The 12719-nt window shown below is 68.1% G+C and carries 11 protein-coding genes; 7 read left to right on the forward strand and 4 right to left on the reverse strand.

Going from position 1 to position 12719, the window contains the following annotated elements; translation table 11 throughout:
• Window positions 1–120 precede the first annotated feature (120 nt).
• The 3 genes from E6N53_RS15820 to E6N53_RS15830 all read left to right on the forward strand — a co-directional run bounded on the left by E6N53_RS15820 (window position 121) and on the right by E6N53_RS15830 (window position 3288).
• A complete protein-coding gene (locus E6N53_RS15820) occupies window positions 121–624 on the forward strand; it encodes an isochorismatase family protein (RefSeq protein WP_142860515.1) in 504 nt (167 codons plus the stop codon).
• Window positions 621–1988 carry a dihydroorotase gene (locus tag E6N53_RS15825; RefSeq protein WP_142860516.1) on the forward strand — a complete coding sequence of 456 codons (1368 nt, stop codon included), beginning with the start codon at window positions 621–623 and terminating at the stop codon, window positions 1986–1988. Before E6N53_RS15820 ends, E6N53_RS15825 begins: the two co-directional genes overlap by 4 nt.
• Window positions 1989–2070: 82 nt before the next feature.
• Window positions 2071–3288: an MFS transporter gene (locus E6N53_RS15830; RefSeq protein ID WP_142860517.1), complete on the forward strand. Its 1218-nt coding sequence runs from the start codon at window positions 2071–2073 to the stop codon at window positions 3286–3288.
• 24 nt (window positions 3289–3312) lie between these two features.
• Here the strand turns inward: E6N53_RS15830 and E6N53_RS15835 are convergent, their stop codons facing one another.
• On the reverse strand, window positions 3313–4749 hold the full coding sequence (locus tag E6N53_RS15835) for an FAD-dependent oxidoreductase (RefSeq protein ID WP_142860518.1): 1437 nt from the start codon (window positions 4747–4749) through the stop codon (window positions 3313–3315).
• Between the two features lie 169 nt (window positions 4750–4918).
• Between E6N53_RS15835 and E6N53_RS15840 the strand changes: the two genes are divergently transcribed.
• The 4 genes from E6N53_RS15840 to E6N53_RS15855 all read left to right on the forward strand — a co-directional run bounded on the left by E6N53_RS15840 (window position 4919) and on the right by E6N53_RS15855 (window position 9343).
• Window positions 4919–5599, forward strand: coding sequence for an isochorismatase family protein (locus tag E6N53_RS15840; protein WP_142860519.1), 681 nt, complete (start codon window positions 4919–4921; stop codon window positions 5597–5599).
• Complete coding sequence (locus E6N53_RS15845) at window positions 5596–6993, forward strand: dihydroorotase (RefSeq protein WP_142860520.1); 1398 nt, start codon at window positions 5596–5598, stop codon at window positions 6991–6993. The genes E6N53_RS15840 and E6N53_RS15845 overlap by 4 nt, the downstream gene beginning before the upstream one ends.
• A 275-nt stretch (window positions 6994–7268) precedes the next feature.
• On the forward strand, window positions 7269–8042 hold the full coding sequence (locus tag E6N53_RS15850) for an IclR family transcriptional regulator (RefSeq protein WP_136591110.1): 774 nt from the start codon (window positions 7269–7271) through the stop codon (window positions 8040–8042).
• A gap of 455 nt (window positions 8043–8497) precedes the next feature.
• Complete coding sequence (locus E6N53_RS15855) at window positions 8498–9343, forward strand: DUF3891 family protein (RefSeq protein ID WP_142860521.1); 846 nt, start codon at window positions 8498–8500, stop codon at window positions 9341–9343.
• 331 nt (window positions 9344–9674) lie between these two features.
• On the opposite strand, the gene E6N53_RS15860 is transcribed toward E6N53_RS15855, so the two are convergent.
• The 3 genes from E6N53_RS15860 to E6N53_RS15870 form a co-directional block, all read right to left on the reverse strand.
• Complete coding sequence (locus E6N53_RS15860) at window positions 9675–10013, reverse strand: ArsR/SmtB family transcription factor (protein WP_136591108.1); 339 nt, start codon at window positions 10011–10013, stop codon at window positions 9675–9677.
• Between the two features lie 64 nt (window positions 10014–10077).
• Window positions 10078–12021 (reverse strand): bacterio-opsin activator domain-containing protein, encoded by a 1944-nt coding sequence (locus E6N53_RS15865; protein WP_142860522.1) that lies wholly within the window; start codon window positions 12019–12021, stop codon window positions 10078–10080.
• An 81-nt stretch (window positions 12022–12102) separates the two neighbouring features.
• Entirely contained in the window at window positions 12103–12657 is a 555-nt protein-coding gene (locus E6N53_RS15870) for a GNAT family N-acetyltransferase (protein WP_142860523.1), read from the reverse strand.
• Window positions 12658–12719 lie beyond the last annotated feature (62 nt).

The following is a 12719-nucleotide window of genomic DNA, read 5'->3' on the forward strand; positions in this document are numbered from 1 at the left end:
CCGATAGCGGCGACGTTCATGGCCGACTCATCGGCCGGGCGGACGTCACCAACCAGGCATAAGCGGGGGAGAGACACGGTTAAGACGCTGACCCGAATATGGCACCTGTGAGCAGTACTCATGGTGTCAACAGACCCCGCAGATTGCCTCTCCCCGCAGGACCGTGCCGTCCTCGACGCGACGGGCCCGAAGCCACTGCCGGGGCTGGACGTCCGCCCGGTGCGGGGGGCCGTCCCGGCCGTCCTGGCCATCCACCTGCAACGACACCTCTTCGGTGACCACGTCGACGTCGTCGACGTCGTCGACGCCGTCGCGCCACAGAACGGCGACGCTGTCCGCGACAGGTCGTCCTCGAGCGCCTTCTCCGGGACGGACCTGCTCTCGCGGCTCGTGCGCGCCCGGCGTGACCCGGTCGTCGCCCTCGGCTGTGCGGCGAGCGGATGTGTCCGGTCGACGATGCTCGATGCCGCCCAGCACGGGTTCGCGGTCCTCGCCCCGCGCGAGTGCGTCTTCGACCGGGTGCAGGCGTCGACAGCCATCGCGCTACTGGACGCGTCCGCGTCGTTCGCCGAGGCCGCATCGACCGGCGAGGTCCAGAGGTATCTCGAGGAGGTGGCGGCGTGAGGACCCACGACCTCGTCGTTCGGAACGGGACCGTCGTCACCGTCGAACACGGGACGTTTCGCGCCGATGTCGCCGCCGACGGCGACGTCATCTCGGCCATCGCCGCGCCGAACACGCTGTCGGGTGACGACGAGGTCGACGCCACCGGGAAGTACGTCCTGCCGGGGGCCATCGACCCGCACGTCCACTACGGCCTCCACCACGACTACGCCGAAGACCACGCGACCGAGACGCACGGCGACCTAGTCGGCGGGGTCACCACCGTCGGGAACATCTTCCGACGGCCCGACCCCTACCTGGCGGTCATGGACGGCTACGTCGCCCAGAGCGAGGCGAACAGCTACCACGACTACTTCTACACCCTCGGGGTGCTCACCGAGACGCACGTCGGCGAACTCCCCCGAATCGTCTCCGAACTGGAAATCACCTCGTTCAAGTGGTACGTCCTCTACAAGTACCTCGCCCGCGAGAAGTTCGGCCTCGACCGCGACCTGCTGGACGACATCGGTGACGGGCTAGTCCGGTCGCTCGCCGCCGTCGACGCGCCGACGACGCTCGGCTACCACTCCGAGAACCCCGAGCTCACGCAGTCGCTCCTCGACCCCGGTCCGGCGGACGCGGGCTACGACGCGCTGCGAGAGCGCTTTCCGGGCTCCGCCGAAACCCAGAGCATGGTCGCCGGCGCGTCGCTCGCGAAGACCCACGGCTACGACGACCACTTCTACGCCGTCCACATCTCCTCGGGGACGACCGCGAACGAACTCGCCGCGCTCAGAGCGGCGGGCTACGGCGCGTGGGGCGAGACCTGTCCACACTACCTCACGCTCACGAGCGAGGCCTGCGACGAGCGGATGAAGGTCACCCCGCCCATCCGGTCGGCGTGGGACCGCGACACGCTGTGGGCGCGCGTCGCCGACAGCACCATCTCCTGTATCGGGACCGACCACGTGCGGAACACGACGGCCGAGAAGGTGGGCGCGGACATCTGGGAGACGGGACTCGCCTTCTCGGGCACGCAGACGATGCTCCCGCTGATACTCTCGGAGGGGGTGAACGCGGGCCGCATCTCGCTCGAACGCGCCGTGGCGGTGACGAGCACGAACACGGCGAAGGCGTGGAAGCTCTACCCGAAGAAGGGGACCATCCGTGTCGGGTCCGACGCCGACCTGGTGGTCGTCGACCTCGACGAGACGAAGACGGTCACCGCCGACCTCCTGCAGGCCGGGTCGGACTACTCTATCTACGAGGGCCGGGCGGTGACGGGCTGGCCGACCCACACAGTCGTCCGCGGGCAGGTGGCCTTCGCCGAAGGAGAGGTCGTCGGCGACAAGGGGTACGGCACGCAGGTTCGTCGCCCGGTCTGACGCACACGGGGCGACCCGCCTCCCGACCCGGGGTCACCGCAACCGATACAGCGAAGCCACCCGGCGCAGTCGGGAGCGGTGGATGCAGCGACCCGACATCGACAGCGTCCGGAGCCACCTCGCCGCACTGGGTGAGGAACTCTGGCGCGACGGCCGCGGGTGGGTCTTCCTCGTCGTCACCGTCGGGTGGTTCTTCGCCATCGGCGGGCGCGTCGTGTTCCCGGCGCTGATTCCGCGCGTCCGGGTCGCTCTGGACATCTCGCTCGCGACTGCCGGGGTGGTGTTGACGCTCCTGTGGCTGGCGTACGCCCTCACGCAGTTCCCCGGTGGACTCCTCGGTGACCGCGTCGGCGACCGGGCGGTCCTCGTGGGGAGCATGGCGGTCACGGGGCTCAGTCTCGCCGTCGCCGCCGCCGCGCCGGGCCTGGCCGCGTTCGTCGCGGCGGCGGTGCTGTTCGGCGTCGGCTCCGGCCTGTTCTCGACGACGCGGCTGACCGTCATCTCGGACGTCTACCCGCGCGTGGCGAGCACGGCCATCGGGCTGAACCAGGCGGCCGGCAACGTCGGGACGTCCCTCCTCCCCGTGCTCGCGGGTGTCGTCGCCGCGACGACACTGGGCTGGCGGAGCGGGTTCACGGTCCTCGTCGTCCCCGTGTTCCTCACGGTCGGGGCGCTGTGGCTGACCGTCCCTCGCCGGACGCACGCGACACCGTCGCGGGAGTCGCTGTCGGTGCGGGCGGTCCTCGCGGGCGTCCGTCAGCCGACGCCGCTGCGTCTGACGGCGATGATGTTCACCATGTCGGCGGTCTACCAGGGGTTCACCAGCTTCTATCCGGCGTATCTGGTGAGCGAGAAGGCGCTCTCGGACGCCAACGGGGCCACCCTGTTCGGCCTCTTCTTCGCCACCGGCGTCGTCGTCCAGCCGCTGGCAGGGGTCGCCGCGGACACGTTCGGCCCGAAGCGGACCCTGACTCTCACCACCGTCACGACCATCGCCGGCCTCCTCGTCCTGCCGTTCGTCGAGGGGCTGGTGGGTCTCACGCTCGTGACAGTGCTCCTCGGCGTCCATCTCGGGTTCTGGCCGGTCATCAACTCGCTGACCATCTCGGTCATGCCAGCGTCCATCCAGGCGAGCGGCTTCGGGCTCATCCGCACGCTGTATCTGGTGTTCGCCGCCGCCACCCCCGCGGGAATCGGGCTTCTCGCCGACGCGGGACTGTTCGACGAAGCGTTCGTGGGGCTCGCGGGGGCGGCGCTCGTCTCTCTGGCCGTCGGGCGACGGCTCCCGGCGAGCGAGTGAGACGCGGCGGCGGCCCCCGACGGTTCACTCGCTGAGCGACTTCCGAGCGTGGATGCCGGCGAGCCGTCCGAGTCCCAGCGCCGCCGTGAGGCCGTTGCCGCTGAGGTAGCCGCCCGCGCCGTGGCCGCTGATTCCGCACGCGACCCCACCGCCCGCGTAGAGGTTCTCGACGGGCGTGTCGTCGGCGCGGAGGACGCGCGCGTCGCCGTCGACGACGAGGCCCCCCTGCGTGTGAAAGAGCGACCCCGTAATCTTGGTGCCGTAGAAGGGCGGCGAGAGCGTGTGGACGCCGTCCGTGCGCCCGACCTCGTCGGGGTCGCCATCCGCGACGGCCGCGTTGTACCGTTCGACTGCCGCGGTCGCGGCGTCGGGCGCACAGCCGATAATCTCACAGAGGGCCGCGGCGGTGTCGGCGTGGTCGTACGCGCCGAGTTCGACCGCGTCGTCGAAGTCGTCGAACTGCCCCTGGAGCTTCTCGAAGATGCGCCCGTCGAACAGCTCGAAGGCGACACCGCCCGGTTGACGGAGCACGTCGATGGCGAACTCCGAGTAGCCAGCGGACTCGTCGCCGAAGCGGTCGCCGTCGACGTTCACGAGGATGCCGCCGTTCATGATGACGGCGTACGTCGAGAGCATCCCCGTCTGGTGGGCGACCGTCGCGTGGCCCTGGTACGAGTCCATGTAGGCCAGGTCGCCGCCGAGTTCGGCACCGAACCTGATGCCGTCTCCCGTGTTGCCGTCCGATCCGAAGTAGAGCGCGTCGACGATTTCCTCGTCGCAGAAGTCACGGACCATCCGCTTGTTCCCGGCGAAGCCGTCGGTCGCGAGGACCACCTTCCGGCACTCGATGGCCTCTTCACGCCGGGAGCCGGCGACGACGCCGACGACCCGCCCGTCGTCGTGGACGAGCTTCGTCACGGGCGTGTTGGTGAGGAGTTCGACGTTCGGCTGGGCACGTAACAGGTCGACCAGCTCCGCGACGAGGTTCTCCCCGTTGTTCCCCGTGGGGGCGTGCATCCGGAACTCGGAGTGTTTGGGATACTTGAAGTCGTCCACGAGGTGGAGTGTGACGTCCCAGTCGTCGACGAGCCAGTGGATGAGGTTCACGCTCTCCGCGGCGAGGTGTCGCACCATCGCCTCGTCGGCCTCGTGGCCGTTCTTCTCGAGGATGTCCCGCACCATGTCCTCGGGCGTCTCCTCGATTCCCTTCGCTTCTTGAAGCCGCGTCCCCGCGGCGGGAATCATCCCCGTCGACAGGGCCGTGTTCCCGCCGGGGTCGGGAGCCTTCTCCAGGACGGTGACCGTGAGGTCGGGGTTCTCACACGCGGCGAGTGCCGCGACGAGTCCGGTTCCGCCCGCGCCGGCGACGAGAACGTCCGTCGCGACGTCCCACTCGACGGCCGAGACCGGGATGGTTTCCGTGACGTCGTCACCGATGGTCGGCTGTTCGGCCTCACTCATACGTAGGGGGGTGCCCCTACCGGATTGTAAACATATCGCATGGAGTTTCGATGCGCAGGGGTCACGCCGAGACCAGCGATGCCGGGTCACGTCACCGGGGCCCGAGTGACGAGCGAGGGCACCACCGGATACGTTTATCTCTCTCGCTGATAACGTGTCACACATCCACATGACGAAACGAATCTGGGAAGACCTGCTCACCGAGCAGGACAGACAGGTCATCACGAAGGCGGGGTACGACAAGGAGGGCGCGGCCTCGTGGGAGTCGCGGGGGCTCGGCGAGAACCCGATGGTGCTCGTCATCGACATGCAGCGGCTCGTCGTCGGGGAGAACGTGCCCATCCTCGAGGCGGTCGAGGAGTACCGCACGGCGATGGGGTCGATCGCCTGGGACGCCATCGACTACATGGTTCCCTTCCTCGCGTTCGTCCGCGAACGCGACATCCCCGTCACCTACACCCGGGTCGTCCCCGCGAGCTACGACGACCCCGACCACCCCGACCTGGCCATCGTCGACCCCGTGGCCCCCGAAGAGGGTGAGACGGTCATCGACAAGTCCTACGCGAGCGCCTTCTACGGGACGGACCTGCTCTCACGGCTCGTGCGCGCGGGGACGGACACGCTCGTCGTCGTCGGTAACTCGACGAGCGGCTGTGTCCGGGCGACCGCCGTCGACGCCCAGTCGAACGGCCTGAACGTCATCCTCCCCCAGGAGTGTGTCTTCGACCGCATCGAAGCCTCGCACAAGGTCGGGCTCCTCGACCTGTGGATGAAGTACGCCGAGGTGCTGGAGGTCGGGGAGGTCGAGACGTACCTCGAAGAGATGAGCGCGAGGGGAGCAGACGAATGAGCCACGACCTCGTCGTTCGGAACGGGACCGTCGTGACACCGGAGCACGGGACGTTCCGCGCGGACGTCGCCGCCGACGGCGACCGCATCTCGGCCATCGCCGCGCCGAACACGCTGTCGGGCGACGACGAGGTCGACGCCACCGGGAAGTACGTCCTCCCCGGAGCCATCGACCCGCACACCCACCACAGCATCTACCGGGGGATGGAAGCCGACGCGGAGAGCGAGTCGCGGTCGGACCTCGTGGGAGGGGTCACCACCATCGGGAACTACTTCCGGCGGGCCGGTGCCTACCTCGAAATCATGGACGACTACTTCGCCGAGGCGGAGGCCAACTACTACCACGACTACTTCTTCTCGCTCGGCCTGCTCTCGTTCGAACACGTCGAGGAGATTCCCGACATCGTCTCCGAGCTCGGCATCACCTCGTTCAAGTGGTACATGAACTACAAGGACTCCGCGCGGCAGAAGTTCGGCGTCGACTGCGACATGCACGACGACTTCGGTGACGCCTTCATTCGGACCCTCGCCGAACAGGAGGTCCCCACGACGCTCGGCTACCACTCGGAGAACGTCGAAATCACCAACGCCCTCGCCGGGGGGAACGTCTATCTCACGTCGGAGGAGGAGTCGAGCGGGCCGACCGACGAGGGGTACGAGGTGATGGTCGAGGAGTTCCCCGGCTACGCCGAGACTCAGAGCATGGTCGCCGGCGCGTCGCTCGCGAAGCTCCACGGCTACGACGACAGTTTCTACGCGGTCCACATCTCCTCGGGGAAGACCGCGGACGAACTCGCCGCGCTCAGAGCGGCGGGATACCGCCACTGGGGTGAGACCTGCACGCACTACCTCTGTCTCACGACCGACGAGTGCGACGAGCGGATGAAGGTCAACCCCCCGGTGCGCTCGCAGGCGGACCAGGACACCCTGTGGAAGCGCGTCGCCGACGGCACCATCTCCTGTATCGGGACCGACCACTGTGCGAACCGCACCGAGGACAAACTCGGCGAGGGTATCCGCGACAGCCAACTCGGCTTCCCGAGTTCCGCGACGATGCTCCCGCTGCTGCTCTCGGAAGGGGTGAACGCGGGCCGCATCACGCTGGAGCGGGCGGTCGAAGTGACGAGTACGAACACGGCGAAGGCGTGGAACCTCTACCCGAAGAAGGGGACCATCCGTGTCGGGTCCGACGCCGACCTGGTGGTCGTCGACCTCGACGAGACGAAGACGGTCACCGCCGACCTGCTCCAGGGCGGTGCCGACTACTCCATCTACGAGGGGCGGGCGGTGACGGGCTGGCCGACCCACACGGTCGTCCGCGGACGGGTGGCCTTCGCCGAGGGTGAAATCGTCGGCGAGAAGGGGTTCGGGACGCACATCGACCGGCCCATCTGATCGGCCTGCCCCGCGTCTTCTCCGACGGCGTATCGGCCGCACGAGCCGACGCGACGAGTGAGTGATAGGAGTTCACTGAGGTACCGAGACAACGGTCACCGCCAGCCGTCCCCCCGTCCCACTCACGACTCCCAGTGTGTTCCGTCAGGAGGAACCGTCGTTCGAGCAGCTTTCGTGAGGAGAGAGGGTCCGAGCGCACGAATCCGGTCGATTCGTCGGCGAAGCTTCGTTAGCGAGGGCGGAACAGTCATGAGGATTGGTGTCGTGCCCCACGTATGAGCTCCCAGCCACACGAGTCGGGTGCGGTGAAGGCAGCGGAGACGATGTTCGACGTCATCACGGGGATCCGGGAACTGGATGGGGCGCGAGTGACCGAACTCGCCGACGAACTGGGCCTCGCGAAGAGTACGGTCCACCGGCATCTGACGACGCTCGAACGCAACCACTACGTCGTCAAAGAGGGCGTCGAGTACCACCTCGGCCTCCGGTTTCTCGGGCTTGGCGAGTACACCCGCGAACGCAACCCGGTCTACCCGCTGGCGCGGACGCTCGTCGACCAGATCGCCGCCGAGACAGAAGAGCGCGCGCTGTTCATGGTCGAAGAGCACGGGCTCGCGGTGTACCTCTACCGGGGCCTCGGAAGCCACGCAGTGCGGACGAACTCGCGGGTCGGGACGCGGCGACACCTGCATACGATCGCCGGGGGGAAGGCCATCCTCGCACACCTCCCCGCCGAGCGAGTCGATCAGATCGTCGAAGAGTGGGGGCTGCCGGCGGACACACCCGAGACGATCACCCAGCGTCGCGACCTCGAGACGGAACTCGACCGCGTCCGCGAGCGCGGGGTCGCGTTCAACCGAGAGGAGTGTATCGTCGGTCTGAAGGCCGTCGCCGCGCCGGTGCTCGGTCCCGACGGCGAAATCATGGGTGCCCTGAGCGTCTCGGGGCCGGCTCACCGGATGAAAGGCGAGTGGTTCGAATCGGAGATTCCCGACCTCCTGCTGGGGTCGACGAACGAGCTCGAACTGAACCTCGAGTACGCCAACTAATTACACCAGTAGGTATGTAATTTCGGTCCGGCCCGAGTGACGATCGTCGCGACAGGCGGATGACGAATCACACACTAGATAGAGAACTACTTGTAATCAACAGCGCTGATTCAGTGGACGAGTGGCGCGGCTAACCGGCATCGAGAGCGGCTGTGGCCGCTCGAGCGAATGGGTGCAAAAGTATTTTGGGAATTCAGTTTTGAAATGAACTCTCTTTGGACGTATTATTCGGCTTTTTGTGTCAATTCCCGTCTGTATCGATATATCGTAGAGAGTGCATCGAGTGAGTAGCGTCAAGTCCCCGAGTTCGACCGAGAGTGAGCGAAGGTCTCGTACCAGCCAGAGTCTAAGTAATTATAAGCAATTGCGGGCAGGTCGTCGTGGCGGTCGCTCTTCCGGCAGCGGGTTCGGTGCCGAGGCAAGGGTGATGCCCCTGGTCCGCGTGGGTGCGGACGATGATCGTCGCGACGTCGGAGGCGGGGTACCGACTCGTCACACAGAACGAACACGGCGCACAGGTCGGCCAGCTAGCGGCGGCGTGGGGCGGAGACGCGTTCGCGGCTCCCGACCCACGGGCGGCCGTTCGGATGGCGGCGGCGCTGCACGACGCCGGCTGGTGGGAGCACGACTTCGCCCCACGACTCGTCGACGGCGCGCCGGCGTCGGTAATCGAGGCGTCCCACGACGACTGGACCGCGTTCTACGACCACGGAATCGTGAGTGTGGCCGAACGGGACCCCTACGCCGGACTGCTGTGTGCGCTCCACGGGGCGGGCGTCCGACGGCAGCGATACGGGACACAGCCGTCGATGTCGGACCGGACGGCGGCGTACGCGTCGTTCATCGAGACCCAGGAGGACCGACAGCGCGAACTGCTCGACGCGCTCGTCGACGACCCACAGTACGCGGCCGTCGTCACCGAGGCGGACCGTGCGGTCCTCACGGAACTGCGGGAGACGGGGAGCGTCGACGGGCCGACGGACAGCGGCGTCTGGCGGAACTTCCGCCTGCTCGAGGCGTGGGACCGGCTCTCGCTGTACTGCTGTCGTAACGCCGACCCCGAGCCGACGACGCTCGAACCGGTCCCGCTCACCCCGGACGCGGCTGACGTGGCGCTCGAACTCACGCCCGTCGACGCGACGACCGTTCGTCTCGACCCCTATCCGTTCGTCCGGTCACCGATGGCGGTCCCGGTTCGAGCGCGGACGATTCCGGCCCGCGACTACGGTACGGAGACCGCGCTGCGTACAGCGTACTACGACGCCCCTCTCGAATCGGTCCCGTTCGAGTTCGTCGCGTGACCGTGCGGTGACGACATCCACTCGGGCAGGCGAGGGCGTGCTCGTGTCGTCGGTCGTGGCCGTGGACGGCCCAAAGTCGTTCTGTGTCGCGGAACGAGAGCGGAAGGCGGAGACCGTGCCTCGTCGGCCCCTCGGGGCCGACTCGTGGGCAGCAGACGTTTACCACGGGAGAGAACGCGGTTCTGTGTCGCGGAACGAGACGTGTCTTCGGAGCCACACGACAGCGTCGTCGGTTCCGGGTCGGGACAGCAGTCGCGAGGGCGGCGAGGGCGGGACGGGCGACGAGAGCAGAGTCACATCGAGCGGTCGGGACGGACCACGGCGGCGTCCGCTACTCGCCGCTGGGACTCCCGATGACGAGCGAACGGACGGCAGACGCGTAGACGCTCATCTCCCGCCCCTTCGAGGAGTACCGGGTGCCGACGACGGTGACGAGTCCGGCGTCCTCGAGTTTCGAGAGGTGGTAGCCGACGTTCTGCAGCGACGTGTCGACCCGGTCGGCGACCTCGCCGGGCGTCCCCGGTTCGTCACTCAGTTCGACCAGAATCGACTGTGCGGTCTTCGAGGTGAGCGAGTCCAGCACGGGGCCTGCCTCCTCGAGCGAGAGACACCGGTGGTCGGGGTCGGGCGCGTCACACTGCTCCGCGTTCAGACGTTCGAGCGTCGACATCAACAGACAGTACCGGTGGAGATAATAATAGCCTCATGCCGTGGCTGTTCGGTATCCGCGGAGGCTACACGGAGAGGTCGTCGAACACCGTCGTGAGCAGTTTGCGGTGGGCCGCCTGCAGGTGCTGGTGGAGCGTCGACGGGGCGATGTCGAGCGACTCGGCGAGCTCACGCGCGGTGGTCCCTCGCGGACTGTCGAAGTACCCGGCGAGGAACGCCGCCCGCATCGCCGCGCGCTGCTTGTCTGTCAACCGGTCGTCGACCGCCTGCCGGACCGTCGTCACGGAGCGGTCGGAGACGTCGACGACCCGTTTGGCGACCAGTTCGGCCGAGGGAAACGCCTCGCGGGTCACCGCCATCGCCTCCCGTGGGGCCGTCGACGCCGGGAACCGGGCCGTGACCGTCCCCCTGCCGGCTGTAGCGGTCGCCGTCCGGACCGTCGCGCCGTACTCGGCGATGCTCCCGAGACCCGCGTCGTCCCGCCGGACGGTACACTCGCCGAACCACTGGTCGCCGTCCGTGGCCAGCGTGCTCACGCGCTCGATAGCCGGAAGCGCGGCGAGTTCGGCGGGGACGGTGTCGTTTGTCACGTCCTCGACCGTGACGTACTCGGTGAGCGCGTCGTCCCCGGTCGGGACCAGCCCCTCGACGGTGACGCGTCCGTCGAGACGCTCGGCCGCCGGGACGAACCACGCGTTCGTGCCGTCGAGTGCCACTCGCAGTTCGACGGCCGTCGTCCCCAAGAGCAGTTGTCGGTTGTTGGTCGCGTTGGTGATGAACCCGACGACGCGGCCGAGCGTCTCGAACGCGGTCGCCTCGCGGTCGCTGAAGCCGTCCGGCGTCGGCGCGAAGACGAGGAGTGCCCCGAAGACCGTGTCGGCGTACGCCAGCGGTGCGACGAGACAGGCCTCCGCGCCGACGTCGCGGGCGACCTCCTGCGCCTCCGACGAGAGGCGGTCGTCGTCGACGTGTGACACCACCTGCAGGGTCCCCTCCTCGATTGCCGTCGCGGCGGGGGTCAGACCGGAGAGTCCCTCCGTGGTCGCGGGTATCGAATCGGAATCAGGGTCGGCGTCCGTCGTCCCGGTTCGCCGGACGACGCGGCCCGCGGAGTCGCGCTCGACCACCCACGCACCCACGTACAGCTCCGACGACGCCAGGCTGTCGCAGACGGTTCGCTCGATCTCCGCGCGCGTCGCGGCACCGACGAGCGCGCCGATGGTCTCTTCGACGAGCGCGTTGATGCGGTTCAGCGTCTCCAGTTCGTCGCGTCGACGCTCGAGTTCGCGACGGCGGGCGCGGCGTGCCGCCAGTCGGTCTGCGCGTTCGAGCGCGGTCTCCGCGTTCGCCGCCAGGACGCGACTCAACGAGACGTCGACGTCGTCGAAGGCACCGACGGCCGGCGACGACGCGTTCAGCACGCCGTACGACCCAAGCGGGAGGACGAGTTCGCTCCGGACGCTCGTCTCGGGGTCGTACACCTCCTGTGCGGTGGTGATGTCGTCGTAGACGCGGTAGCGCCCCGAGTCGAACGCCCGACCGACGAGGCTCCCCTCGACCGGGAACGCCGGCGGTTCACCGTACTCTTCGACGCCCTCGTCGGTCCACGCGACCGGGTCGAGCATCGCCCGGTCGGGGTCGTAGAGCCAGAGGCCACACAGCGACAGACCGAGGATTCGCTGTGCGGCCGTGACGGCGATGTCGGCGACGTCCTCGTGGGTCTCGGCGCGCATCAGGCGGCGGCTGGCGTCGTGGAGGTCTCGCAACCGTTCGCGCGCGCCCGCTCGCTCGTCAGAGGTGGGAGGAGAGTGCCACCACACCCGGCCGCGCGCGCCAACCTTCTTCGTCTCGACTACTCCCTCGTCGGCGAGGCGGGTGAGCTTCTTGTGGGCGGTCCGCCGCGCACAGCCGACGTGCTCGGCGACCTCGGGAGCAGTGAACGGGGTCCCGGCGTCGTCCGTGAGCACGGTCAGGACCGCGGTGGCGGCGACCCTCGACGGTTCGGACATCGGATGGACGGTGCGTCATCCGCGCGGGTCATAAATTGTTCCCTCAACGGTATCGGTCGGCCGTCGGCCCGCGACGGCAGGTCACTCGTGTTCGTCGGCCGTCTCGCGGGCAGTCCACTCGCGCTCGAGGACACCGAAGTAGTGCGTGTCGTGGTACGCGCCGTCGAAGAATGCGTCCTCGCGGCCGACGCCCTCCTCGACGAAGCCGAGCGAGTCGAGCAGCTTCCGCGAGGCGTCGTTGGCGGCGTAGGCGTTCGCGGTCACCTTGTGGAGGCGGAGTTCCGAGAAGGCGTAGTCGACGACCAGTGCGACGGCTTCGCGGGCGAGTCCGCCGCGGCGTCTGTCGGGGTGGATCCAGACGGCGAGGTCGGCGACGCCCGTCTCCCGGTCGATGGGGTCGAGTTCGACGACGCCCACCCGCTCGTCGTCGGCCGTGACGAGCAACTGGACGGCGTCGGTGCGCTCGTTCATCTCCGCGAAGTACCGGCGTTCGCGGCTGAGGCTCGTCGGGACCGACTGCCCGACCAGCCCGCGAACCCGCGGGTGGTTGACGCCCTCGGTGACGAACTCGAGGTCCGCCTCCTCGAGCGGGTGGAGCGAGACGCGGTCGCCCTCGGCAAACGTCGCGTGTGGCATGCTCGAGGAGAGGCCCAGCAGTCGTTTCAACCTACTCCTCGTCACTCCTCAGCGGGGTTGTA

It is taken from the genome of Salinigranum halophilum, assembly GCF_007004735.1.
Taxonomy (GTDB): domain Archaea; phylum Halobacteriota; class Halobacteria; order Halobacteriales; family Haloferacaceae; genus Salinigranum; species Salinigranum halophilum.